The following is a 25,078-nucleotide window of genomic DNA, read 5'->3' as shown; positions in this document are numbered from 1 at the left end:
CTTAGTCCACAGCAGTCATCAACAACAAGGGTGTGGGTATGAGCCAGGTCGATTCAAGCGCAGGGGCCAATGATGTTCTGGTCAGCTTTCGTGGAGTGCAGAAGAGCTACGATGGCGAGAACCTGATCGTCAAGGACCTCAACCTGGACATTCGCAAAGGCGAATTCCTGACCTTGCTCGGGCCCTCCGGCTCCGGCAAGACCACCAGCCTGATGATGCTCGCCGGTTTCGAAACACCGACCGCGGGCGAAATCCTGCTGGCCGGTCGCGCCATCAACAACGTGCCACCGCACAAGCGTGACATCGGCATGGTGTTCCAGAACTACGCGTTGTTCCCGCACATGACGGTGGCCGAGAACCTGGCGTTCCCGCTGACCGTGCGCGGGCTGAATAAAAGTGACGTCAGCGACAAAGTCAAAAAAGTCCTGAGCATGGTGCAGCTCGATACGTTCGCCCAGCGTTACCCGGCGCAATTGTCCGGTGGTCAGCAGCAGCGCGTCGCACTGGCCCGCGCTCTGGTGTTCGAGCCGCAGCTGGTGCTGATGGACGAACCTCTCGGCGCCCTCGATAAGCAACTGCGCGAACACATGCAGATGGAAATCAAGCACCTGCACCAGCGTCTGGGCGTGACCGTGGTCTACGTGACCCACGACCAGGGCGAAGCGCTGACCATGTCCGACCGGGTGGCGGTGTTCCATCAAGGCGAAATCCAGCAGATCGCTCCGCCGCGCACCCTTTATGAAGAGCCGAAAAACACCTTCGTCGCCAACTTCATCGGCGAAAACAACCGCCTCAATGGCCGCCTGCACAGCCAGACCGGCGATCGTTGCATCGTCGAGTTGAGTCGCGGTGAAAAGGTCGAAGCCCTGGCCGTCAATGTCGGCCAGACCGGCGAACCCGTCACCTTGTCCATTCGCCCGGAACGCGTGAGCCTCAATGGCTCCAGTGAGTCGTGCGTCAACCGCTTCTCGGGAAGGGTGGCGGAATTCATCTATCTGGGCGACCACGTCCGGGTTCGCCTGGAAGTCTGTGGCAAGACCGACTTCTTCGTGAAACAACCGATTGCCGAGCTGGATCCTGCGCTCGCGGTCGGCGATGTGGTACCGCTTGGCTGGCAGGTCGAACACGTTCGCGCGCTCGATCCACTTCTAGAGGCGCATTGATCGCCCCGGCTTCAACAACACCAACCCTGCACGTGGAGAGAACAATAAATGTTGAGATCCCTGAAATTCACCGCTCTGGCACTGGGCATGATGGGGGCAGCCAGCGCGATGGCGGCTGGCCCGGACCTGACCGTGGTGTCCTTTGGCGGGGCGAACAAGGCCGCGCAGGTCAAAGCCTTCTACGCACCGTGGGAAGCGGCAGGCAACGGCAAGATCGTGGCGGGCGAGTACAACGGCGAAATGGCCAAGGTAAAAGCCATGGTCGACACCAAGAGCGTGTCCTGGGACCTGGTGGAAGTGGAGTCGCCGGAACTGTCCCGCGGTTGCGACGAAGACATGTTCGAACAGCTCGACCCGGCACTGTTCGGCAAGAACGAAGACTACGTCAAAGGCGCTATCCAGCCGTGTGGCGTGGGTTTCTTCGTGTGGTCGACCGTGTTGGCCTACAACGCCGACAAACTGAAAACCGCACCAACCAGTTGGGTGGATTTCTGGGACACCAAGCAGTTCCCGGGCAAGCGTGGCCTGCGTAAAGGCGCGAAGTACACCCTGGAATTCGCGCTGATGGCCGACGGCGTTGCGCCGAAAGACGTCTACAAGGTATTGGCCAGCAAGGATGGTCAGGACCGCGCGTTCAAAAAGCTTGATGAACTCAAGCCAAGCATCCAGTGGTGGGAAGCCGGTGCACAACCACCGCAGTACCTCGCTTCCGGTGACGTGGTCATGAGCTCGGCCTACAACGGCCGCATCGCTGCCGTGCAGAAAGAAAGCAACCTGAAAGTGGTGTGGAACGGCGGCATCTACGACTTCGACGCATGGGCCATTCCAAAAGGCCTGGACGCCAAGCGTGCCGAAGCTGCGAAGAAATTCATCGCCTTCTCGGTGCAGCCGCAGCAGCAAAAGACCTACTCGGAAAACATCGCTTACGGCCCGGCCAACATCCAGGCTGTTCCGTTGCTGGCCAAGGATGTCCTGAAGGACATGCCGACCACCCCGGAAAACATCGCCAACCAGGTGCAGATCGACGTCAGCTTCTGGGCTGACAACGGCGAGCAACTGGAACAGCGCTTCAATTCCTGGGCTGCCAAATAACGTGCGATTAAACCTGTAGGAGCTGGCTTGCCAGCGTTCCGGGCGGCACGGTGTATCAGCCAGACCCCGTTATCGTTCATCGCTGGCAAGCCAGGCTCCTACAGGTGATCAGTTGTTATCAAGAACAGAGGTGTACTCACATTCAAAGAGTGCCACCTCTGTAACGATCAAAGATTTCCGGAGTACGCCATGGCTATCGCCGTTCCCGTGAACGCGGGCACTGACCCCACCTTGAAGCAGCGGCTCAAGCATGCCGAGCGGGTCAACCGCTGGAAGGCCCAGGCGTTGATCGCGCCGCTGGTGCTGTTCCTGTTGCTGGTGTTCCTGGTGCCAATCGTGGCGCTGCTCTACAAAAGCGTGGGTAACCCGGAAGTGGTCGGCGGCATGCCGCGCACTGTGGCAGCCATTGCCAGCTGGGACGGCCGCGGCCTGCCTGCGGAACCTGTGTACAAGGCAGCCAGCGAAGACCTCGCCGAAGCGCGCAAGAATCAGACCCTGGGCGATTTGTCCAAACGCTTGAACATGGAGTTGGCCGGCTACCGCAGCCTGCTGACCAAGACCGCCCGCGCCTTGCCGTTCGCCACTGAACCGGCCTCTTATAAAGAAGCGCTGGAAGGTCTCGACGAACGCTGGGGCGACCCGGCCTACTGGCAAGCCGTACGCCGCAACACCAGCAGCATCACCCCGTACTATTTGCTGGCCGCCGTCGACCACCGCATCGATGACCTCGGCGAAATCGCCCCGGCCACTCCGGACCAGGCGATCTACCTCGACATCTTCGCCCGCACCTTCTGGATGGGCCTGGTCATCACAGTGATCTGCCTGGTGCTTGCCTATCCACTGGCTTACCTGCTGGCGAACTTGCCGTCGCGCCAGAGCAACCTGCTGATGATTCTGGTGTTGCTGCCGTTCTGGACCTCGATTCTGGTGCGTGTCGCGGCGTGGATCGTGTTGCTGCAATCGGGTGGCCTGATCAACAGCGGCCTGATGGCCATGGGCATCATCGATAAGCCGATCGAGCTGGTGTTCAACCGGGTCGGTGTCTACATCTCCATGGTGCACATCCTGCTGCCGTTCATGATCCTGCCGATCTACAGCGTGATGAAAGGCATTTCGCCGACCTACATGCGCGCCGCGATTTCCCTCGGCTGCCATCCGTTCGCCAGTTTCTGGCGGGTGTACTTCCCGCAAACCTATGCCGGTGTCGGCGCCGGTTGCCTGTTGGTGTTCATCCTCGCCATCGGCTACTACATCACCCCGGCGTTGCTGGGCAGCCCGAACGATCAGATGGTCAGCTACTTCGTCGCCTTCTACACCAACACCAGCATCAACTGGGGCATGGCGACCGCACTCGGCGGGCTGCTGTTGCTCGCGACGGTCGTGCTTTATCTGATTTACAGCTGGCTGGTGGGCGCCAGTCGCCTGCGCCTGAGCTAAGGGGAGAATGAAATGCTGAGTCCTTATATGTCCCCCATTGAGCGGGTGTGGTTCTACAGCTTGCGGATACTCTGCGGCTTGATCCTGTTGTTCCTGATCCTGCCGGTGCTGGTGATCATCCCGCTGTCGTTCAACTCCGGCAGTTTCCTGGTGTACCCGCTGCAAGGCTTCTCGCTGCAGTGGTACCACGACTTTTTCGCCTCGGCGGAATGGATGCGCGCCCTGAAGAACAGCATTATCGTCGCCCCAGCCGCTACGGTGCTGGCCATGGTGTTCGGTACGCTGGCGGCCATCGGCCTGACCCGTGGCGACTTCCCCGGCAAACCGCTGGTGATGGCGCTGGTGATTTCGCCGATGGTGGTGCCAGTGGTGATCATCGGTGTGGCCAGCTATCTGTTCTTTGCGCCGTTGGGTCTGGGCAACAGCTTCTTCTCGCTGATCGTGGTGCATGCGGTATTGGGTGTGCCGTTCGTGATCATCACGGTGTCGGCGACATTGCAGGGGTTCAACCAGAACCTGGTGCGCGCCGCTGCCAGCCTCGGTGCTTCGCCACTCACGGCGTTCCGTCGGGTGACCTTGCCGTTGATCGCGCCCGGGGTGATTTCCGGTGCATTGTTCGCCTTCGCCACTTCGTTCGATGAGGTAGTGGTGACGCTGTTCCTCGCCGGCCCCGAGCAAGCGACCTTGCCACGGCAGATGTTCAGCGGCATCCGCGAAAACCTCAGCCCGACCATCGCCGCCGCCGCGACGCTGCTGATTGCGTTCTCGGTGATCCTGCTGCTGACCCTGGAATGGCTGCGTGGCCGCAGCGAGAAACTTCGTACCGCGCAGGCCTGAAGTCGAACCCGGTAACAATGTGGGAGCGGGCTTGCTCGCGAAAGCGTAGTGTCAGTTGACGTATAAGTTGCATGACACACAGCCTTCGCGAGCAAGCCCGCTCCCACATTGGATCTCCATCGGACGTTCGGTCATTCATGACCTGAATACCAGCCAACCCCAAATCCCCAGCTACTATTGTGCCCAGCTCCCACTCCTATAAGAGGCTGCGCACATGGGTCTTTCCTCTTTCAAAATCGCTCACAAACTGATCACCGGCGCAGAGGCCATCGAGCAACTGTCCGCCGAGCTGACGCGTCTGGATATCGATAATCCGCTGATCGTCACCGACGCCGCGCTGGTCAAATCCGGCACGGTAGAGCTGGCGCTGGCGCAGCTGGGCGGGCGTAGCTACGAAATTTTCGACCGGGTGCTGCCGGACCCGGAAATCGCCATCGTCGAAGACTGCATGCGGGTCTATCGCGACGGAGGGCATGACGGGCTGATCGGCCTCGGCGGCGGCAGTGCCATCGACATCGCCAAGAGCGTGGCGGCCTACGCCGGTTATCACGGCGCGCTGGAAGACCTGTTCGGTGTCGACCAGGTGCCGCGCAAGGGCCCGCCACTGATTGCCATCCCGACCACGGCCGGCACGGGTTCCGAGGTCACCAACGTGGCGATCCTTTCCGACAAGGTCGCGCAGTTGAAGAAAGGCATCGTCAGCGACTATCTGTTGCCGGACGTGGCATTGGTCAGCCCGCAGATGACCCTGACCTGTCCGCGCAGTGTCACGGCGGCCAGTGGTGTCGATGCGCTGGTGCATGCCATCGAATCCTATCTGTCGGTCAATGCCTCGCCGATTACCGACGCCCTGGCCATCGGTGCAATCAAACTGATCGCCAAGGCATTGCCCAAGGCCTACGCCAACCCGTCCAACCTGCAGGCCCGCGAAGACATGGCCACCGCGAGCCTGATGGCGGGCATGGCATTTGGTAATGCCGGTGTCGGCGCGGTGCATGCTCTGGCGTATCCGCTGGGTGGGCGCTTCAACATTGCCCATGGCGTCAGCAATGCCTTGCTGCTGCCCCATGTCATGACCTGGAACAAGATGGCTTGCGTTGAACGCATGCAGGATATTGCCGAAGCCATGGGCGTGAAGACTGCTCATCTGAGCGCCAATGAAGCGGCCGACAAAGCCGTTGAGGCCATGACCGAGCTGTGCGCGGCCGTGGAAATCCCCCAAGGACTGCGCAGTTTCGGAGTTCCCGAGGATGCCATTGCGGCGATGGCCGTGGAGGCGGCGGGGATCGAGCGCCTGATGCGCAACAATCCGCGCCGGTTGAGTGCTGTCGATATCGAGAAAATCTACCGGGCGGCCTACTGATCATCGCGCTTTCGGTGCGCCGGCCAAAGCATGAGGTATACAATGCGCGCCATCGTGATTCTGCTCAGAAAAGGTGCGTCATGCAGCCCTTCGTAATTGCTCCGTCGATTCTTTCCGCCGACTTCGCCCGCCTGGGTGAAGAAGTGGACAACGTCCTGGCCGCCGGTGCCGACTTCGTGCACTTCGATGTCATGGACAACCACTACGTGCCGAACCTGACCATTGGCCCGATGGTCTGCTCGGCGCTGCGCAAGTACGGCGTGACCGCGCCGATCGACGCGCACCTGATGGTCAGCCCGGTGGACCGCATCGTCGGTGACTTCATCGAAGCGGGCGCGACCTACATCACCTTCCACCCGGAAGCCACCCAGCACATCGACCGCTCCTTGCAACTGATCCGCGAAGGCGGCTGCAAGTCGGGCCTGGTGTTCAACCCGGCGACGCCGCTGGACGTGCTCAAGTACGTGATGGACAAGGTCGACATGATCCTGCTGATGAGCGTCAACCCGGGTTTCGGCGGACAGAAGTTCATCCCAGGCACCCTCGACAAGCTGCGTGAGGCGCGGGCGCTGATCGACGCTTCGGGTCGTGACATTCGCCTGGAAATCGACGGTGGCGTCAACGTGAACAACATTCGTGAAATCGCGGCGGCCGGCGCTGACACCTTCGTGGCCGGTTCGGCGATCTTCAATGCACCGAACTATCAGGAAGTGATTGAAAAAATGCGTTCCGAACTGGCGCTGGCTCGCCCATGAGTGGCTTTGAGCAGCTGTTCCCGGGATGCCTGCCCAGGCTGGTGATGTTCGATCTGGATGGCACGTTGGTCGACTCGGTCCCGGACCTGGCGGTGGCTGTGGACAAGATGCTGCTCAAACTCGGTCGCGCACCGGCCGGTCTCGATGCGGTGCGTGAATGGGTGGGTAATGGCGCGCCGGTGCTGGTGCGCCGTGCGTTGGCCGGCGGTATCGACCATTCGATGGTCGATGACGCCGAGGCCGACAGTGCGCTGGAGATTTTCATGCAGGCCTATGCCGACAGCCATGGCTTGACCGTGGTCTACCCCGGTGTGCGCGATACCCTGAAATGGCTGCAAAAGCAGGGCGTCGAGATGGCGCTGATCACCAACAAGCCGGAGCGCTTCGTCGCGCCGCTGCTGGATCAGATGAAGATCGGCCGATATTTCAAATGGATCATCGGCGGCGACACCCTGCCACAGAAAAAGCCCGACCCGGCCGCGCTGTTTTTCGTGATGAAAATGGCCAACATCCCGGCCTCGCAATCCTTGTTCGTCGGCGATTCGCGCAGCGATGTGCTGGCGGCGAAAGCGGCGGGGGTCAAGTGCGTGGCCTTGAGCTACGGCTATAACCACGGGCGTCCGATCGCCGAAGAATCGCCTGCGCTGGTGATCGACGATCTGCGCAAGCTAATTCGCGGTTGCCTGGACCCGGCCGCTGAGATAACGTTGGCCGACGCTGTTCAACCCCCTTCTGGAAACGCCATCGTGGTGGTCACTCGCAAACTCTGGATGAAAGTCATCAAGGCCCTGGCCCGCTGGCGTTGGCGCGCCTGACTTGATCCTGGCCGGTCATCCGGCGCGTTTGCATACCTGACTGTTAGAACCTCAAGCCACGAGGCACCTCATGATCCGCGAAGAATTCCTGCGTTTGGCCGCTGCCGGCTACAACCGCATCCCGCTTGCCTGCGAAACCCTGGCCGACTTCGACACGCCGTTGTCGATCTACCTGAAACTGGCCGACGAGCCCAACTCCTATTTGCTGGAGTCCGTGCAGGGCGGCGAGAAGTGGGGCCGTTACTCGATCATCGGGCTGCCGTGCCGCACCGTGCTGCGGGTGCATGACCATCACGTCAGCGTGACCATCGACGGTGTTGAGACGGAAAGCCACGATGTAGAAGACCCACTGGCTTTCGTCGAAGCTTTCAAGGCTCGCTACAACGTGCCGACTATCGCCGGCCTGCCGCGCTTCAACGGTGGCCTGGTGGGCTATTTCGGTTATGACTGCGTACGTTATGTGGAAAAGCGCCTGGGCAAGTGCCCGAACCCGGATCCGCTGGGCGTACCGGACATCCTGCTGATGGTGTCCGACGCAGTGGTGGTGTTCGACAACCTCGCCGGCAAGATGCACGCAATCGTCCTGGCCGATCCGGCCCGGGAAGACGCCTTTGAGCAAGGGCGCGCGCGACTGGAGGAGTTGCTGGAAAGACTCCGTCAACCCATCACCCCGCGCCCTGGCCTGGATTTCAGCAAGCAGCAAGCGGCTGATCCGGTGTTCCGCTCCAGCTTCACCCAGGACGACTATGAAAAAGCGGTCGACACCATCAAGGAATACATTCTGGCCGGTGACTGCATGCAGGTCGTGCCGTCCCAGCGCATGTCGATCGACTTCAAGGCGGCTCCCATCGATCTGTACCGGGCGTTGCGCTGCTTCAACCCGACGCCGTACATGTACTTCTTCAACTTCGGTGACTTCCACGTCGTCGGCAGTTCGCCGGAAGTGTTGGTGCGGGTAGAGGACAACCTGATCACCGTGCGCCCGATCGCCGGCACCCGTCCACGGGGTGCGAACGAAGAGGCCGATCTGGCACTGGAAAAAGACCTGCTGTCGGACGACAAGGAAATCGCCGAGCACCTGATGCTGATCGACCTGGGTCGTAACGACACCGGCCGGGTATCGGAAATCGGTTCGGTGAAACTCACCGAGAAGATGGTGATCGAGCGTTACTCCAACGTGATGCACATCGTGTCCAACGTCACCGGCCAATTGAAGGCAGGCCTGACGGCGATGGATGCACTGCGGGCGATTCTGCCGGCGGGCACCTTGTCCGGCGCACCGAAGATCCGGGCGATGGAAATCATTGACGAACTAGAGCCGGTCAAGCGCGGTGTCTACGGCGGCGCCGTCGGCTACTTCGCCTGGAACGGCAACATGGACACCGCCATTGCGATCCGTACGGCGGTGATCAAGAACGGCGAGCTGCACGTGCAGGCCGGTGGCGGCATCGTCGCCGACTCGGTGCCGGCGCTGGAATGGGAAGAGACCCTGAACAAACGCCGCGCGATGTTCCGTGCGGTGGCCCTGGCCGAACAAACTCCGGACCTGTAGGAGCGAGCTTGCTCGCGATAGCGGTGGGTCAGACAACATCAATGTTGGTTGTGCTGGCCTCTTCGCGAGCAAGCCCGCTCCCACAAAGACTTCACCAGCATAAAAAACGCGGCGCCCGTGAAGGCACCGCGTTTTTTATGCCTGCTGTTTGCTCAATCAGAAGTCCAGCGCGACCCCAACGCTAATCCCTTGCTGGGTAAAGTCATCATCCTTGCGCAACGTATACCCGCCACGCAGCGCCAGATCGGCCGTCAACTTGTGGCTGACGCCAAGGCTCAGGCGATTCAAATGGCTCTGCGGCGTATAACCCTCAAGCCTGAAGTCGAGGGAAGGCAGGCTATTGAGGGCAATGTTCACCTTCTGCACGTCATCGTCATATTCACGCTCGTAGGCATATTCGCCAAACACTTGGGTTTGCGGGGTGATCCGGTATTTACCCTGCAGCCCGGCGCCGAGTCGTTTTGAATCGCGCTTCTGATCATCAAAAGTCAGCGCCGTGGAACGATTGGTGTTTTCCGAGTAACCGTCGACGTCCACTTTCGCGTAATCGGCGCTGATGAACGGCGACAGGTGCCAGTCGCTGCCCGGCTGCGCAATGTCATAGCCCAGGCGTGTGCTAAAGGCCCAGAGGTAGCCGTCGGTGTCGCCTTTCTCCGCACCTTCGCCTGCACCCAGATCGAATTTGCGCTTGAGATTGTCGTAATCCAGCTTGCCACCGGTCAACGCGGCGTCGGCCCACCAACGGTTCTGCTGGAACTGGGCGAATACCGTGGCCAGGTAGCTGTTGAGTTTGTAGTCCGAATCGTTATCGCCTGCTTCCAGATCCTGACGATAGAAGCCCGCCGCCACCCCCACGCGCCAGGCTTCATTGAGGCGATAGCTGCCGCCGATGTTCAGGTTGTAGCCGCTGCCATCGGCACTGGCGCCGCTGTCCTGACTGTCGACGTCCAGATGCTGACCGCCGCCGGCGACAATAGCGCGCCATTGGCCAACGGCCTGCCAGTCCTCCCAGTCGGATTGCCATTGGCTGCGCAGTTCATCCTGATGCGCACGTAACGTGGCGTGGGCCATTTCTGGCAGCAGCGTCAGTTCCCAAGGCGCAGCGAGCAAGGAATAGGCGTAATCGGACACCAGCTTTTGCCCGGCCTCGGTCGGATGCACCCCATCGTTGTAAATCAGTTGGCTGGGGTCCGGGTTGGCGCTGTTGATGCCAAAGGTAGCGTTTTCGGTACAGCCGTCACCGCTGAAGCAAGTCGCCGTCAGGTTTTGCCCGGTAGCAAAGCCGAATCGCGCTGGGTCGGCAAAGGTTTCCTGCAGCAACAGGGGAATGTTCAGCGGAATGATTTCGGCATCGATCCCCGCCAGTCGAGTGACCAGTTGTCGGTTGAAGGCCGCGCTCAGTTGCGAAGTAGGCCCCTGCAGAGGGCTGCCATTGATGGCAGGGGTCAGTCCCAGGTCGGGCAACAGCCAGACCATGATGTACCGGGCACCGGCCGTTTGCAGTACCTGAACGCTGTTTGCCAGGCGGTCCGCAGCGGCATTCGCCTGGGCGCCGCTTTGCACGCGCCCTTGCAGGAAGTCGTTACCGCCGCCGGAGAGGTAATAGAGTGCGTTCGGATCTGCACGCAAATCATTCGTCGGTAAGTAACCCAGTCGCGCACGTTCACCCGTGGCGGATACGGTGGTGATGGAATCGAGGATCTGATCGGTGCGGTAACCACCGACAGCCCAATTGTTACCATCCGCAAGGCCCTGGGCGGCGCGGGCGGCTGACGTCGAAGCGGCGGTCTGGTCCGCTGAGAATCCAAGCCTGCCTCCAAGCAATTGGGTCGAGTTGGCGGAGTAGGCTTCGCCGCTGCCGTCCTGATAAGTCGGCCCGGTCCGATTGGTGAAGCGCAGGGTCGAACCGGGAGGTCCGCCCGTGTCGGTAAACTGCCCCGCATCGTTGAGGCTGTCGCCGAAGACGATGAAGTTCGAATAAGGATTGGGTGCCGCGATCGCCTGGGCGCAGGCCATGGCGAGCAGGCAACCGGCAAGCGGTGCAAACAGCGTCTGTCTGATCATGAGCAAGTCCGTTTGTTTATTGTTTTAGTGAGTGAAACGACAGTGCCAAAAAAAACTATAGAGCCTGATGCCATTCGGCGCGAACCTGGCGAATGTTTCACTTGCTTCGATCGCCCCATATTGCACGCTCTGCCCAGCTAAGTTACTGTGCCAAGACGTATAAATGAGACCTTCCCCGTGTTGATCGTCAGCAAACTCCTGGATCAAGTCATCAAGGCACACGCCCGCTGGCGTTGGCGCGCCTGAATCCTTCTGCCGGCCCGGCCGGATCTTTACCGCTTGCCTTCTTTATTCGTAACACTGCGCTTTGCTTCGCGATTCCAGCGACCGCCAAAGTGCAGGGCGCTGCGGGTAAATCATTCGAAGGCTGTATTAAGTCAGTGAATTTTAGAGGTTCTTAACGCCATGTTGCTGATGATCGATAACTACGACTCTTTTACCTACAACGTTGTGCAATACCTCGGTGAGCTCGGCTCCCAGGTCAAAGTCGTGCGCAACGATGAACTCACGGTTGCACAGATCGAAGCCCTCAATCCTGAGCGCATCGTCGTCTCTCCCGGTCCTTGCACCCCCACCGAAGCCGGCGTCTCGATTGACGTCATCAAGCACTTCGCCGGCAAACTGCCGATTCTTGGCGTCTGCCTGGGCCATCAATCCATCGGCCAGGCCTTTGGTGGCGATGTGGTGCGCGCGCGCCAGGTCATGCACGGCAAGACCAGCCCGGTGTTTCACGAAGACAAAGGTGTCTTTGCAGGCCTGAACATGCCGCTGACGGTCACCCGCTATCATTCACTGATCGTCAAGCGCGAAACCCTGCCCGATTGCCTCGAGCTGACCGCCTGGACCCAACTGGAAGACGGCTCGGTCGACGAGATCATGGGCCTGCGTCACAAGACCCTGAACATCGAAGGCGTGCAGTTCCACCCTGAGTCGATCCTCACCGAACAGGGCCACGAGTTGTTCGCCAACTTCCTCAAACAAACCGGCGGCACGCGCTAAGGACTATTCATGAATATCAAGACAGCCCTGGGCCGTATCGTCGATCACCTCGACCTCAGCACTGATGAAATGCGCGACGTAATGCGCGAAATCATGACCGGCCAATGCACGGACGCGCAGATCGGCGCGTTCATGATGGCCATGCGCATGAAGAGCGAAAGCATCGACGAAATCGTCGGTGCCGTGTCGGTCATGCGTGAGCTGGCGGACCAGGTCGAACTCAAGACCCTCGACGGTGTAGTCGATGTGGTGGGCACCGGCGGTGACGGTGCCAACATCTTCAACGTGTCGACCGCGTCGTCCTTCGTGGTCGCGGCGGCCGGTTGCACGGTGGCCAAGCACGGCAACCGCGCGGTCTCGGGTAAAAGCGGCAGTGCCGATTTGCTGGAGGCGGCCGGTATCTACCTGAACCTGACCCCGGTCCAGGTGGCGCGCTGCATCGATAATGTCGGCATCGGCTTCATGTTTGCCCAGACCCATCACAGTGCCATGAAGCACGCCGCCGGCCCGCGCAAGGAACTCGGGTTGCGCACCTTGTTCAACATGCTAGGCCCGCTTACGAATCCGGCCGGTGTGAAACATCAGGTGGTGGGCGTATTCACTCAAGCGCTGTGCCGGCCATTGGCCGAAGTCCTGCAGCGTCTGGGCAGCAAGCATGTGCTGGTGGTCCATTCGAAGGACGGCCTGGACGAATTCAGCCTGGCGGCACCAACCTTTGTCGCGGAACTGAAAAACGACCAGATCACCGAGTATTGGGTCGAGCCGGAAGATCTGGGCATGAAGAGCCAGAGTCTGCATGGTCTGGCGGTGGATAGTCCGGCGGCGTCCCTGGAGCTGATCCGCGATGCCCTGGGCAAGCGCAAGACCGAAAACGGTCAAAAAGCGGCTGAAATGATCATGCTCAATGCCGGTGCCGCGTTGTACGCCGCCGACCATGCGAGCAGTTTGAAAGAGGGTGTTGCCCTGGCGCACGATGCGCTGCACACCGGCCTTGCTCGGGAGAAACTCGAGGAGCTGGGTGCATTTACCGCGGTATTCAAAGTGGAGAATGAGGGATGAGTGTACCGACGGTTCTGGAAAACATTCTGGCGCGCAAGGTTGAAGAAGTTGCCGAGCGTAGCGCTCGTGTCAGCCTCGCCGAGCTGGAAAGTCTGGCCAAGGCGGCCGATGCACCCCGTGGTTTTGCCAAGGCTTTGCTGGCTCAGGCCAAGCTCAAAGAGCCGGCAGTGATTGCTGAAATCAAGAAAGCTTCGCCGAGCAAAGGCGTGATCCGCGAGAACTTCGTTCCCGCCGATATTGCCAGGAGCTACGAGAAGGGCGGCGCGACCTGCCTGTCGGTGCTCACCGATATCGATTACTTCCAGGGCGCCGATCTGTACCTGCAACAAGCCCGCGCGGCGTGCAAACTGCCGGTGATCCGCAAGGACTTCATGATCGATCCGTACCAGATCGTCGAAGCCCGTGCGCTGGGGGCCGACTGCGTGCTGTTGATCGTCGCCGCCCTGGACGACGTGAAAATGGCCGAACTGGCCGCCGTGGCCAAAGGTGTCGGCCTTGATGTGCTGGTGGAAGTCCACGATGGCGATGAGCTGGAGCGGGCGTTGAAAACCCTCGACACTCCGCTGGTGGGTATCAACAACCGCAACCTGCACACCTTCGAGGTCAACCTGGAAACCACCCTCGATCTGTTGCCGCGTATCCCGCGCGATCGTCTGGTGATCACCGAAAGCGGCATTCTCAATCGCGCCGATGTCGAGCTGATGGAAATCAGCGACGTCTACGCGTTCCTGGTTGGCGAGGCGTTCATGCGTGCCGAGAATCCGGGCACTGAACTGCAGCGTCTGTTCTTCCCGGAGCGCGGCATTCCTGTCAGCGGTTCTACCCTCGACTGAAAAGGCATCGCGAGCAAGCTTGCTCCTACAGGAGCGAGCCTGCTCGCGATAGCGGCATAAGAAACACCACAGACTTTTTGTCTTACGGAGTACCTTGTGACCTCACCTGTTTCTCTGACCATCGAAGCCGGCCTGCAAGCCGAACAGGATTTGCTGGCCTCTGTCTGTGCCGGCGACGCCGCGGTTGGCCTGCTGTTCTGGCAGCCAAGCGATCAGGCATTAGTGATGCCGCGCCGCTTGAATCGCTTACCAGGTTTCGAACATGCCTGCGAAGTCTCCGCCGCTGCTGGCTGGCCGGTGCTATTGCGCGATACCGGTGGCGAACCTGTTCCGCAATCGGCCACAACGATCAACATTGCCCTGGTTTACGCGCCGCCGCGCAGCGAAGGGGATCTGAACCGCATCGAGACCGGCTACCGGCGTCTGTGCGATCCGATCTGCCAGTTACTGGATGAGCTGGGCGGCACTTCGTCGCTGGGCGAAATTGACGGTGCGTTCTGTGATGGCCGGTTCAACGTCAACCTGGATGGGCGCAAGATGGTCGGCACCGCCCAGCGCTGGCGCCAGAGTCAGGGTGGTCAGCGTCCAGTCGGGCTGGTTCATGGTGCGATGTTGCTGGATAACGAGCGCGAATCGATGGTAGCGGCGGTCAACCGCTTCAATGAGGCCTGCGGCCTTGAGCAACGGGTGCGCGCCGAAAGCCACATCGCCTTGCATGAGAAGTTCGCAGCAAAGGATGCGCTGGAACGCCTCGATGAACTCTACCGGCGAATGCTGGCGCAGATCTTCAGCGGCTAAGTCTACGAGCCTAGCGCGTACCGAAGACCACCATGGTCTTGCCTTTGACGTCCACCAGGTTGCGCTCTTCCAGATCCTTGAGCACGCGTCCGACCATCTCCCGGGAACAACCGACGATCCGTCCGATTTCCTGACGGGTCACCTTGATCTGCATGCCGTCGGGGTGGGTCATGGCGTCTGGCTGCTTGCACAGTTCAAGCAGGCAACGGGCGACGCGACCGGTGACGTCGAAAAACGCCAGGTCACCCACCTTGCGCGTAGTGTTGCGCAGGCGTTGTGCGATTTGTCCGCTTAATACGTAAAGAATGTCCGGGTCCTGCTGGGACAATTCGCGGAATTTCGCGTAGCTGATTTCCGCCACTTCGCATTCGACCTTGGCCCGCACCCAGGCGCTGCGCTCCTGTTCCAGACCTGCCTGCTCGAACAGACCCAATTCACCGAAAAAATCCCCGGCGTTCAGGTAGGCGATGATCATTTCCCGACCGTCGTCGTCTTCGATCAGGATGGTCACCGAACCCTTGATGATGAAGAACAGCGTTTCCGAGCGGTCGCCAGCGCAAATGATGTTGCTCTTGGCCTGATAGCGACGGCGCTGGCAATGCATCAACAGCTTGTCGAGGTTTTTCATCTTGGGGTTGGGGGCAATAGCAACCATGGTTGTATCCCGAAAAGACTGCAGGGTGTGTTGGGTTTTTTATGAATTGCGCACGTTGGGGCATAGCTGGCCATGCGCCAGTGAATTGGCGCCAGCTTACCAGACACTTCCTGCAATATTCGAGATTTTACCTACAGCGTCGCAGGTTATGTCCTAGGACGGTGATCACTGTCAATCAAGGGGCCTGTGCTAAGCTGGCGACCCTTTTTTTAGACAGTGGAGTCTTGGCGATGAAGGCACGCATCCAATGGGCTGGCGAAGCCATGTTCCTCGGCGAATCCGGCAGCGGTCATGTCGTGGTTATGGACGGTCCGCCCGATGCCGGCGGTCGTAACCTGGGTGTCCGGCCGATGGAAATGCTCCTGCTGGGTGTCGGCGGATGCAGCAATTTCGATGTGGTCAGCATCCTCAAGAAATCACGCCAGGCCGTCGAGAGTTGTGAAGCCTTCCTCGAAGCCGAGCGTGCGACCGAAGATCCAAAGGTTTTCACCAGGATCCACATGCATTTTGTGGTCAAGGGCCGTGGCCTGAAGGAAGCGCAGGTCAAGCGCGCCATCGAACTGTCCGCCGAGAAGTATTGCTCGGCGTCGATCATGCTCGGGGCAGCAGGTGTCGAGATTACCCACGATTATGAGATCATCGAGCTGGGTTGAATCGAGATCATAAAAAAGGCGACTACCTCACGGCAGTCGCCTTTTTTGTCTCTGACGCAGCCGGTCAGATCCGATAAGTACTCTTGGTCATGACCTTGGCCATCAAACTCATCCCGAACTTCACCGGCGCCGGAAAGCGGAAACCCCCAGCCTCCAGTGCGCTTTCGGCATGTTGCTCTTCATCGATGCGCATCTGCTCCAGGATCGCCCGGGATTTTTCATCCTCGGCCGGCAGTTGCTCAAGGTGTTCGTTCAAGTGCTTGCACACCTGATCTTCCGTCGCGGCGACAAAACCCAGGCTGACTTTGTCGCTGATCAGGCCTGCAACAGCACCAATCCCGAATGACATGCCATAGAACAGCGGATTGAGAATACTGGTGTGGCTACCCAACTGATGAATGCGTTGCTCGCACCACGCCAGATGGTCGACTTCTTCTTCGGCGGCGTGCTCCATGGCGACGCGCACTTGCGGCAGTCTGGCAGTCAGGGCCTGGCCTTGATACAGCGCTTGGGCGCAGACCTCTCCGGTGTGATTGATGCGCATCAGCCCGGCCACGTGGCGGGTGTCTTCGTCACTCATTTTCGCATCGGGTTGCACGATGGCGGGCGACGGACGGTAAGGCTGGCCGCTGAAGGGCAGCAGGGTGCGCATCGCGGCATCGGCTTGCAGCAGAAGGCGATCAATCGGCGAGTAGTGACGTTGGGTAGTCATGCTGACCTCCGGAGGAATCTCGGTGGCCAGTTTAACCCAATCGGCCGGGGAAGGTTTGCGCTGGGACATTGCGACGCAGGCAATATCTGTAGGAACCCGGCTTGCCGGCGAAGGCGATCTCAATCACGCCATCGCCGGCAAGGGAAAATACAAATCAGCCCGGCGGCCAGTGCATCTGACGCTGACCCAGCACATGCATATGAATGTGGTAGACAGTCTGCCCACCTTCTTCATTGCAGTTCATGACAACGCGGAAACCTTTTTCGCAACCCAGTTCCTTGGCCAGGCGTTGGGCGGTAAACAGGATGTGTCCAGCCAGCGCCTTGTCGTCCTCGGTCAGGTCGTTCAAGGTGCGTACCGGCTTTTTCGGGATCACCAGGAAGTGCACCGGTGCCTGTGGCGCGATGTCGTGGAAGGCCAGTACCTGGTCGTCCTCGTAAATGATATTCGCCGGGATTTCCCGGTTGATGATCTTGGTGAACAGAGTATCCACAGCTGTTTTCTCCGTTGTTTGAGCTGGCCTGAGTGTACCCATGGCGGATGCGCCAGCCCAGTGTTTTACCGCAGGGCCATTCAGCGCGGGCAGTGGGCCTTGATGACCATGCCGGTGATTGTGCGGATCAGCCAGCGCGAGCCGAACCGGGGCAGGGTAGCGAACCAGCGGTTGCGCCGCCCGGGAATAATGATTGCGCGATTTTTTTCCAGGGCCCGCACGGTATAGAGCGCGACTTCCTCCGGGCTCATCAGCAATTTGCTGTTGGCCAGTTTGTCGTTGTTCAGTTGCGCTGTGCGGAAGAACGCCGTGCGAGTCGGGCCGGGGCATAGCACCGAGACCTTGACCGCGCATTTTTTCAACTCGACGCGCAGGCCTTCGGAAAAGTGCAGCACATAAGCCTTGCTGGCGTAGTAAGTGCTCATCCACGGGCCGGGCTGGAACGCCGCGACCGACGCGACGTTGAGGATTTGTCCGCCTCCCTGCAGCGCCATGCTGTTGCCGACGGCATGGCACAGGCGGGTGAGCGCCAGAATGTTCACTTCGATCAGGTCCTGCTCGGTCATCCAGTCCTGCGCCAGGAACGGGCCGCAGGTGCCGATGCCGGCGCAGTTGACCAGCAGGTCGATCTGCCGGTCACCTTCTTCCAGCTCCAGCAAAAAGCCGGACAGGCGTAGCGGCTCGCCCAGGTCACAGGCACGGAACAACACTTCCACGCCAAAACGTTGGGTCAGTTCAATCGCAATGCTTTCCAGCTGATCACGCTGTCGGGCCACCAGAATCAGGCTGCGGCCGCGCCGGGCCAGCGCTTCGGCCATCGCCAGGCCGATGCCGCTGGAAGCGCCAGTGATCAGAGCGTAACGGGTCATGCCATTCTCCATCGCAACAGCTCCGCGCCGCGACGCAGGTGTCACGGGCGGGGAGCGCTGTTCATTCTTTCGCAGAGTCTACAGGGGGCGGGGCTTCTTCGGCTGCCTCGGCTGGGGAATTTGCTTCAGGTTCGACGTCGACATCGATTTCCTCGGTGCTCACCGAGCCGCTTTGGTAGCTGCTTTCGAGGCTGTCTTCATACTCTTGCTGGATTGCCGAGATACCACCCAGCATAGCGGCGACGCCAAACAAGCCGATAAACGCAATCCACAATGCGCACAGAACCTTGACCGCCGTGCTGTTGGGCGGCGGGGGTGGGCCATAACGATTGGCGCCGGTATTGCCTGGAACGAGCATGATCACCAGCGGGAAAAAACTGCCTATGAACGGAACCAGGTGAAGGAGCCAGAGCCAGCCCGACCAGCCGATATCATGCAAACGCTGAACGCTGAACAGAACGCCGACAACTATGAACGCCAGGAACAGGAAGAAGGCCAGGATGCCGCCGAGGATCAGTCCGGTGGTGGAATTGCCACTGACCAGGCCCAGGCCGATGAGTGCAAACACGCCGACAACGGGCAGTGTGACCAGGCTCAGCACCAAGGTCCATGCGAGAAACCGCAGGCGTCCGATTCGACCTTCAATGCTGAAGGGCTTGAGTGCGGCGAACTCCGGCAGTTTTTCGCCGACGCGGGCCTGTGGAGGCGCATAAGGGGAGTGGGGCTCAGCCGCGGCGGGATGGTCGTGAACATCGGCCAGGTCAAGCTCGATGGAAGGTTCCGTCTCGATCCGGGCATCGATGCCAGTGTTTTTCAGGGCCTGGAGGTAGGTCTGCGCATCCGCCTTGGACAGGTCGCGCTTGAGTGCTACCGGTCGACCATTGAACAGGCGCTCGATGGCGTTGACGTCGCTCTTGAACAGCGTAGCGAGATTGAGTTTGGCGCTGTTGAGATCAACACCCGGCAACAGTGCTCCGTCGAACACGATCTTGTAACGGTTTTCGCTCATTGCCCAGGCATCCTTGTCGCCAGTCATTGGTACGAATAGCCAGCCTCGGCTGGCCCGAATGTTCAGCGCGGCCAGTGTTGGCGCAGCTGCGCTGCTTGTTCCTGCGCCGTGCGGTACTCGGCGTCGAGGCGCGCGACCAGTTGCTCGACGCTCGGCAAGTCATCGATTTCACCCACGCCCTGGCCCGCGGACCACACGGTTTTCCAGGCTTTGGCTTCATCGCTGATGGGTTTGAGCTTGGAGCCGAAATTGACCTCGCCCTTGTTTTGCAGGGCTGTCATGTCGAAACCGGCGGCCTCCAGGCTCCGGCGCATGAAACTTGCCGGTACACCCGACACCGCTGGAGTATGGATGATGTCTGCCGCTCTGGATGTCAGCAGCATCTCTTTGTAGGCATCCGGTGCATGACTTTCGGTGGTGCCGATAAATCGCGTGCCGAAGTAGGCCAGGTCGGCGCCGAGCAATTGCGCGGCGAGAATTTCGTGGCCGTGATTCAGGCACCCGGCCAGCAGTAGGGTCTTGTCGAAAAACTGGCGGATTTCGGCGATCAGCGAGAACGGGCTCCAGGTCCCGGCATGTCCGCCGGCACCCGCAGCGACGGCGATCAGCCCGTCCACCCCCGCCTCAGCGGCTTTCTCCGCATGGCGGCGAGTCGTCACATCATGGAATACCAGGCCGCCGTAGCTGTGGACCGCATCGACCACTTCCTTCACGGCGCCGAGACTGGTGATCACGATCGGCACTTTGTGTTCGATACAGATTTGCAGATCCGCCTGCAATCGCGGGTTGCTGTTGTGAACGATCAGGTTCACCGCGTAGGGCGCGGGATTCTCCAGTTTCGCCAGCCCGGCTTCGATTTCTTCCAGCCAGGCCTTGAAACCGCTGCTCTCGCGCTGGTTCAGCGCCGGGAAGCTGCCGACCACGCCATTGCGGCAGCAGGCGAGCACCAGTTGCGGGTTGGAAATCAGGAACATTGGCGCCGCCACCACGGGCAGACGCAAACGTTGTTCGAGCAGAGCGGGCAGCGACATTGGAAATACCCCGGTAATGGGTGCCTGTTGATTTAAAACGGCCGGACGACGACCAGAATTACGATAGCCAGCAACATCAGGACTGGCACTTCGTTGAACCAGCGATAAAAGACATGGCTGCGGGTGTTCTCGCCACGGGCAAAGCGCTTCACCTGCGCGCCGCACATGTGGTGGTAGCCGATCAACAATACGACCAGGGTCAGTTTGGCGTGTATCCAGCCACCCTGGCTGAAGATGCCTGGATTAAGGTAGATGAGCCAGCCACCGAAGATCAGCGTGGCGATCATCGAAGGTCCCATGATGCCCCGGTACAGCTTGCGCTCCATGATGCTGAAGCGCTCCTTGCTGACCGCGTCTTCGCTTTGAGCATGGTAGACGAACAGGCGCGGCAGGTAGAACAGGCCGGCAAACCAGCAGACGACGCTGATGATGTGGAAAGCTTTGAGCCACAGATAAAGCATTTTGGTTATTCCCAGGTTCACGGTAGCCCGGATAGTAGAGGGTTGAGGCTCCACACGTCACCTTGCCGGTTGTCGCAGGACGATACGGGCCCTATTATCGACGGCTTTCCAGTGGGTTCGTTGAGGGCAGGTTTATGGTCAAGGTCGGTATCGTCGGCGGCACGGGTTACACCGGTGTCGAACTGTTGCGTCTGTTGGCACAGCATCCGCAAGCTGAAGTGGTGGTGATCACTTCCCGATCCGAGGCTGGCCTGGCCGTGGCCGACATGTACCCGAACCTGCGAGGCCATTACGACGGCCTGGCGTTCAGCGTTCCGGACATCAAGACCCTGGGCGCCTGCGATGTGGTGTTCTTCGCCACGCCGCACGGTGTTGCGCATGCCCTGGCGGGCGAGCTGCTGGCGGCCGGGACCAAGGTCATCGACCTGTCCGCGGACTTCCGTCTGCAAGACGCTGATGAGTGGGCAAAATGGTACGGCCAGCCGCACGGTGCACCGGAGTTGTTGGACGAGGCGGTCTACGGTTTGCCGGAAGTCAATCGTGAACAGATCAAGAAAGCACGCCTGATCGCCGTGCCCGGTTGCTATCCAACCGCCACTCAATTGGGTTTCCTGCCATTGCTTGAAGCGGGCCTGGCCGATGCTTCGCGCCTGATCGCCGACTGCAAGTCCGGCGTCAGCGGTGCCGGTCGTGGCGCTGCCGTAGGCTCGCTGTACTCCGAGACGTCGGAAAGCATGAAGGCTTACGCCGTCAAAGGGCATCGCCACCTGCCGGAAATTCGCCAGGGTCTGCGTCGTGCCGCCGGCAAGGACGTTGGCCTGACCTTCGTTCCGCACCTGACGCCAATGATCCGTGGCATTCACTCCACGCTCTACGCGACCGTCGTGGATCGCTCGGTGGATCTGCAGGCGCTGTTTGAAAAACGTTATGCCGACGAACCGTTCGTCGACGTCATGCCTGCCGGCAGCCACCCGGAAACCCGCAGCGTGCGCGGCGCCAACGTCTGCCGTATTGCCGTGCACCGTCCACAGGACGGTGACCTGGTGGTCGTGTTGTCGGTGATCGACAACCTGGTCAAAGGTGCGTCGGGTCAGGCGGTGCAGAACATGAACATCCTGTTTGGCCTGGATGAGCGTCTGGGCCTGTCCCACGCGGGCATGTTGCCGTAACGCTGTATCGCACCCAGCAAAAGGCCCGTTGAACGGGCCTTTTTGCATTCAGGGCGGGCGACTGGGTTGGTTGATATACCATAACAATAGTTGACCGCTTTTCTAGGAGAAGCGGATAATGCGCGTCATCACGCAATATGACGGCGTAACGCCGGGAGATAGTCAGCATGAGCGTCGAATCCTTCACCCCCACGGCTTTGCAATTCACCCACGGTGCCGCGCACAAGGTGAAGAGCCTGGTCGATGAAGAGGGGAATGATCGCTTGAAGCTGCGCGTATTCGTTACGGGCGGCGGTTGTTCAGGTTTTCAGTACGGCTTCACTTTCGATGAAGAAGTGGCCGATGACGACACCATCGTTGAGCGCGAAGGTGTGAGTCTGGTTGTCGATCCGATGAGCTTCCAGTACCTGGCAGGAGCCGAGGTGGATTATCAGGAAGGTCTGGAAGGCTCGCGCTTCGTTATCAAGAACCCGAACGCGACCACCACCTGTGGCTGTGGCTCTTCGTTCTCGATCTGATCAGCGCGTCGGTATCATCAAAACGCCGCATGGCCCTGAGGCCCTGCGGCGTTTTGCTGTGCGCAACTTATGCGGGGTAGATGGCGCCGAGTACACGCAGCCCGCGAGCGCCAGTGACGCTTGGGCGATTGGCCGCGATGCCTTCCAGGCAGCAGTGGGCCAGCCAGGCGAAGGCCATGGCTTCGACCCAGTCCGGGTCTACACCGTGAGTGGCGGTGCTGCTGACAGTCGCATTCGGTAGCAGGTTGGCCAGGCGCTTCATCAGTGTGGCGTTGTGCGCACCACCGCCGCAGACCAGCAGCTCTTGAGTATCTGCCTGGGCGCTGTGCAGCGATTCGATGATGGTCAATGCCGTCAGTTCCAGCAGCGTTGCCTGGACATCCTCGGCAGCGAAGGTCGGCAGCGCTGCCAGATGGCGGGTCAGCCATGGCAGGTTGAAGACTTCACGGCCGGTGCTCTTTGGGCCCTTGGTCACGAAGAAGGGGTCGCTGAGCAGTATCTTCAACAGTGCCGGCTCAATCTTGCCGCTGGCTGCCCATTGGCCATCACGGTCAAAGTTGTCACCGCGCTGTTGGTGAATCCAGGCGTCCAGCAACACATTGCCCGGGCCGCAATCGAAACCTGCAACGGGTTTGCCGGGTTCAATCAGGCTGAGGTTGCTGAAACCACCCACGTTGAGCACCGCGCGGTTGCCGGTGCGTTCTTCAAAAAGCGCTTCGTGAAAGGCTGGAACGAGTGGAGCACCTTGCCCGCCGGCGGCGACGTCGCGGCTGCGGAAGTCACTGACCACGGTGATGCCGGTCAGCTCGGTCAGCAGGGCAGGGTTGCCGATTTGCACCGTGAAGCCGCGAGCGGGCTCATGGCGAATGGTCTGGCCGTGACTGCCAATCGCGCGAATGTCTTCAGGCTTGAGCTGATGTTGGGCAAGGAGGGCATGAACGCCCTGCGCCGCCAGTTTCACCCAGTTCTGTTGGGCAATGGCGGAGCGGGCTATCTCATCCGGACCGCTGGCGCACAAGCCAAGCAGCTCGGCGCGCAGGGAGTCGGGCATCGGGATGTAATGTGTTGCAATCAGCCTGATCGCCGGGGCCTGCTCGATCAGCGCTATGTCCAGGCCATCAAGGCTGGTCCCGGACATTACCCCTATATAGAGCGCCATGGCCTAGCGCTTGGCCGAAGCCAGCTGGGTGGATTTTTCCTGGTCCATGCGCGCCATCAGTGGCTGGCTCTGCGCCAGGAAACGTGCACGTTCGGCTTTGGAAATAGGGTCGGCCATCGCTACTTTCTGGCCCAGCGGATCGACGTGTACGCCATTCACCTGGAACTCGTAGTGCAAATGCGGGCCGGTGGAAAGGCCGGTAGTGCCGATGTAGCCGATGACCTGGCCTTGTTTGACGGTGCCGCCAGTCTTGACGCCCTTGGCGAAGCCTTGCATGTGGCCGTACAGCGTGCGGTAGGTATTGCCGTGTTGGATGATCACGGTGTTGCCGTAACCGCCGCGGCGGCCCGCCAGCAATACTTTGCCGTCACCGGCCGCCTTGATTGGCGTGCCGCGCGGTGCTGCGTAGTCGACGCCTTTGTGGGCGCGGATCTTGTTCAGGATCGGGTGCTTGCGGCCCATGGAAAATTTCGAGCTGATGCGGGCGAAGTCCACCGGGGTACGGATGAATGCCTTGCGCATGCTGTTGCCGTCAGCCGTGTAATAGCTGGTGTTGCCTTGCTTGTTGGTGTAGCGCACGGCGGTGTAGGTCTTGCCGCGGTTGGTGAAGCGGGCGGACAGGATCGGGCCGTTACCGACCGCTTTGCCGTTGACCACTTTCTGTTCATAGATCACATCGAACTGGTCACCCTGGCGAATATCCTGGGCAAAGTCGACGTCATAGCCAAATACGCTGGCCATGTCCATGGTCAGGCTGTGCGACAGGCCAGCGCGGGCAGCGGACTGGGATAGCGAGCTGTTGATCACGCCATGCACGTACGCTGAGCGCACGGTGGGCTTGGCGGTCACGCGGTTGAAGCTGTACCCCTTGTCGTTCTTGGTCAGGGTGATGGTCTCGAGGTCGCTGACCTGGCTATGCAAGCTGGCCAGTTGCCCGTCAGGGCCCAGTTCGAATTCGAGTTTCTGCCCATGCTTGAGCTGGCTGAATTGCTTGGCCTGTTTGCTGCTGGCCAGCACGTCATGTACCGAAGGGGCTGGAAGGCCGACTTTCTCGAACAGCGTGGAGAGCGTGTCGCCTTTGGTGACGATCACTTCCCTGTGAGTGGGCGCCTTCTTTTCTTCGGCAACCGGTGCAGGGGTGGGTGCAGGGACTACTGGTGCAGGTGCGGCTTGAGCGGTTTCCTGGGGTTCCTGCGCACTGTCTTCGATCTGCGCAAATGGAGACTCGACCGCCTCATTTGTGGCCTGGACGGCTTCTGCAGCGTCTTGTTCCTGTGTCAGTTGTTCAGCAGGGCTTTCCAGTTCAAGACTCAGGGTTGTCTTTTTGGCTTCGACATCACTGGAAGGAAATACCAGAAGCGCCAGGCTCAGAAGGGCGGCAATGCCACTCGCTGCGAGCAGGTGGGTCTTCGGGTAAAGCGGTGGCGCTTTAGACGATTCTTTGGTCATAAGTAGTGTTTTGACTTTGAAAAAGATGAATTGGAAAAGATGAATGACATGATAAAGATGAAATAACTGTATAAAATATAACCAAATCATCCCTTAAGCAAGTCCGCAGACGCTCTGTCAGCGGATTGGCGTC

The 25,078-nt window shown here is 60.0% G+C and carries 25 protein-coding genes; 15 read left to right on the top strand and 10 right to left on the bottom strand.

Translation table 11 applies throughout. From position 1 onward, the window contains the following. Window positions 1-38 precede the first annotated feature (38 nt). The 8 genes from DKB71_RS30425 (at window position 39) to trpE (ending at window position 9,014) form a co-directional block, all read left to right on the top strand. Entirely contained in the window at window positions 39-1,163 is a 1,125-nt protein-coding gene (locus tag DKB71_RS30425) for an ABC transporter ATP-binding protein (RefSeq protein WP_274077983.1), read from the top strand. Window positions 1,164-1,211: 48 nt separating this feature from the next. After that, window positions 1,212-2,255 (top strand): ABC transporter substrate-binding protein, encoded by a 1,044-nt coding sequence (locus DKB71_RS30420; RefSeq protein WP_274077984.1) that lies wholly within the window; start codon window positions 1,212-1,214, stop codon window positions 2,253-2,255. Between the two features lie 189 nt (window positions 2,256-2,444). Then, window positions 2,445-3,692: an ABC transporter permease gene (locus DKB71_RS30415; RefSeq protein WP_274077985.1), complete on the top strand. Its 1,248-nt coding sequence runs from the start codon at window positions 2,445-2,447 to the stop codon at window positions 3,690-3,692. A gap of 12 nt (window positions 3,693-3,704) precedes the next feature. Beyond that, window positions 3,705-4,529, top strand: coding sequence for an ABC transporter permease (locus DKB71_RS30410; protein WP_323628439.1), 825 nt, complete (start codon window positions 3,705-3,707; stop codon window positions 4,527-4,529). Between the two features lie 214 nt (window positions 4,530-4,743). Continuing rightward, complete coding sequence (locus tag DKB71_RS30405; RefSeq protein ID WP_274077986.1) at window positions 4,744-5,892, top strand: iron-containing alcohol dehydrogenase; 1,149 nt, start codon at window positions 4,744-4,746, stop codon at window positions 5,890-5,892. A gap of 80 nt (window positions 5,893-5,972) precedes the next feature. Continuing rightward, window positions 5,973-6,647, top strand: coding sequence for a ribulose-phosphate 3-epimerase (rpe, locus tag DKB71_RS30400; protein WP_033044299.1), 675 nt, complete (start codon window positions 5,973-5,975; stop codon window positions 6,645-6,647). Continuing rightward, on the top strand, window positions 6,644-7,462 hold the full coding sequence (locus DKB71_RS30395) for a phosphoglycolate phosphatase (protein ID WP_274077987.1): 819 nt from the start codon (window positions 6,644-6,646) through the stop codon (window positions 7,460-7,462). The genes rpe and DKB71_RS30395 overlap by 4 nt, the downstream gene beginning before the upstream one ends. A 70-nt stretch (window positions 7,463-7,532) precedes the next feature. After that, window positions 7,533-9,014, top strand: a complete 1,482-nt coding sequence (gene trpE, locus DKB71_RS30390; RefSeq protein ID WP_323628440.1) for an anthranilate synthase component I — start codon at window positions 7,533-7,535, stop codon at window positions 9,012-9,014. A 156-nt stretch (window positions 9,015-9,170) separates the two neighbouring features. On the opposite strand, the gene estP is transcribed toward trpE, so the two are convergent. Next, on the bottom strand, window positions 9,171-11,078 hold the full coding sequence (estP, locus tag DKB71_RS30385) for an esterase EstP (RefSeq protein ID WP_408599143.1): 1,908 nt from the start codon (window positions 11,076-11,078) through the stop codon (window positions 9,171-9,173). Between the two features lie 405 nt (window positions 11,079-11,483). Here estP and DKB71_RS30380 point away from each other — a divergent pair, with 405 nt between their 5' ends. The 4 genes from DKB71_RS30380 to DKB71_RS30365 all read left to right on the top strand — a co-directional run bounded on the left by DKB71_RS30380 (window position 11,484) and on the right by DKB71_RS30365 (window position 14,767). Next, window positions 11,484-12,077 (top strand): aminodeoxychorismate/anthranilate synthase component II, encoded by a 594-nt coding sequence (locus DKB71_RS30380; RefSeq protein WP_408599142.1) that lies wholly within the window; start codon window positions 11,484-11,486, stop codon window positions 12,075-12,077. A gap of 9 nt (window positions 12,078-12,086) precedes the next feature. Next, window positions 12,087-13,136, top strand: coding sequence for an anthranilate phosphoribosyltransferase (gene trpD / locus DKB71_RS30375; RefSeq protein WP_274077991.1), 1,050 nt, complete (start codon window positions 12,087-12,089; stop codon window positions 13,134-13,136). Continuing rightward, window positions 13,133-13,969 (top strand): indole-3-glycerol phosphate synthase TrpC, encoded by an 837-nt coding sequence (trpC, locus tag DKB71_RS30370; RefSeq protein WP_274077992.1) that lies wholly within the window; start codon window positions 13,133-13,135, stop codon window positions 13,967-13,969. The genes trpD and trpC overlap by 4 nt, the downstream gene beginning before the upstream one ends. Window positions 13,970-14,065: 96 nt before the next feature. Beyond that, complete coding sequence (locus DKB71_RS30365) at window positions 14,066-14,767, top strand: biotin/lipoate A/B protein ligase family protein (protein ID WP_408599141.1); 702 nt, start codon at window positions 14,066-14,068, stop codon at window positions 14,765-14,767. Between the two features lie 10 nt (window positions 14,768-14,777). Here the strand turns inward: DKB71_RS30365 and crp are convergent, their stop codons facing one another. After that, window positions 14,778-15,422 (bottom strand): cAMP-activated global transcriptional regulator CRP, encoded by a 645-nt coding sequence (gene crp / locus DKB71_RS30360; RefSeq protein WP_274077994.1) that lies wholly within the window; start codon window positions 15,420-15,422, stop codon window positions 14,778-14,780. Between the two features lie 230 nt (window positions 15,423-15,652). Between crp and DKB71_RS30355 the strand changes: the two genes are divergently transcribed. Next, complete coding sequence (locus DKB71_RS30355) at window positions 15,653-16,075, top strand: OsmC family protein (RefSeq protein WP_015097046.1); 423 nt, start codon at window positions 15,653-15,655, stop codon at window positions 16,073-16,075. 64 nt (window positions 16,076-16,139) lie between these two features. On the opposite strand, the gene coq7 is transcribed toward DKB71_RS30355, so the two are convergent. The 6 genes from coq7 to hemJ all read right to left on the bottom strand — a co-directional run bounded on the left by coq7 (window position 16,140) and on the right by hemJ (window position 20,650). Beyond that, on the bottom strand, window positions 16,140-16,787 hold the full coding sequence (gene coq7 / locus DKB71_RS30350) for a 2-polyprenyl-3-methyl-6-methoxy-1,4-benzoquinone monooxygenase (protein WP_274077996.1): 648 nt from the start codon (window positions 16,785-16,787) through the stop codon (window positions 16,140-16,142). Between the two features lie 154 nt (window positions 16,788-16,941). After that, window positions 16,942-17,280 carry a histidine triad nucleotide-binding protein gene (locus DKB71_RS30345; protein ID WP_274077997.1) on the bottom strand — a complete coding sequence of 113 codons (339 nt, stop codon included), beginning with the start codon at window positions 17,278-17,280 and terminating at the stop codon, window positions 16,942-16,944. 80 nt (window positions 17,281-17,360) lie between these two features. Further along, window positions 17,361-18,149 (bottom strand): SDR family NAD(P)-dependent oxidoreductase, encoded by a 789-nt coding sequence (locus DKB71_RS30340; protein ID WP_406592782.1) that lies wholly within the window; start codon window positions 18,147-18,149, stop codon window positions 17,361-17,363. Between the two features lie 61 nt (window positions 18,150-18,210). Next, window positions 18,211-19,158 carry a DUF805 domain-containing protein gene (locus tag DKB71_RS30335; protein WP_408599140.1) on the bottom strand — a complete coding sequence of 316 codons (948 nt, stop codon included), beginning with the start codon at window positions 19,156-19,158 and terminating at the stop codon, window positions 18,211-18,213. Between the two features lie 62 nt (window positions 19,159-19,220). Next, on the bottom strand, window positions 19,221-20,189 hold the full coding sequence (locus tag DKB71_RS30330; RefSeq protein WP_408599139.1) for an NAD(P)H-dependent flavin oxidoreductase: 969 nt from the start codon (window positions 20,187-20,189) through the stop codon (window positions 19,221-19,223). A gap of 32 nt (window positions 20,190-20,221) precedes the next feature. Next, window positions 20,222-20,650, bottom strand: a complete 429-nt coding sequence (gene hemJ, locus DKB71_RS30325) for a protoporphyrinogen oxidase HemJ (RefSeq protein WP_274078001.1) — start codon at window positions 20,648-20,650, stop codon at window positions 20,222-20,224. 134 nt (window positions 20,651-20,784) lie between these two features. On the opposite strand from hemJ, the gene argC reads away from it, so the two are divergent. Continuing rightward, a complete protein-coding gene (gene argC, locus DKB71_RS30320; RefSeq protein WP_274078002.1) occupies window positions 20,785-21,819 on the top strand; it encodes an N-acetyl-gamma-glutamyl-phosphate reductase in 1,035 nt (344 codons plus the stop codon). Between the two features lie 167 nt (window positions 21,820-21,986). Then, the gene (gene erpA / locus DKB71_RS30315; RefSeq protein ID WP_007906865.1) at window positions 21,987-22,337 is read left to right on the top strand and encodes an iron-sulfur cluster insertion protein ErpA; all 351 of its coding nucleotides are present in this window, start codon (window positions 21,987-21,989) and stop codon (window positions 22,335-22,337) included. Window positions 22,338-22,404: 67 nt separating this feature from the next. Here erpA and DKB71_RS30310 read toward each other — a convergent pair whose 3' ends face one another. Together DKB71_RS30310 and DKB71_RS30305 are read right to left on the bottom strand one after the other, a co-directional pair. Then, window positions 22,405-23,496, bottom strand: coding sequence for an anhydro-N-acetylmuramic acid kinase (locus tag DKB71_RS30310; RefSeq protein WP_408599138.1), 1,092 nt, complete (start codon window positions 23,494-23,496; stop codon window positions 22,405-22,407). A 3-nt stretch (window positions 23,497-23,499) separates the two neighbouring features. Next, on the bottom strand, window positions 23,500-24,945 hold the full coding sequence (locus tag DKB71_RS30305; RefSeq protein WP_408599137.1) for a peptidoglycan DD-metalloendopeptidase family protein: 1,446 nt from the start codon (window positions 24,943-24,945) through the stop codon (window positions 23,500-23,502). Window positions 24,946-25,078 lie beyond the last annotated feature (133 nt).

The sequence above is a fragment of the Pseudomonas sp. PLMAX genome (assembly GCF_046042685.1).
GTDB lineage: Bacteria > Pseudomonadota > Gammaproteobacteria > Pseudomonadales > Pseudomonadaceae > Aquipseudomonas > Aquipseudomonas putida_AE.
Note: the sequence above shows the minus strand (reverse complement) of the source record. Positions and strands in the feature narration are given on the sequence as shown.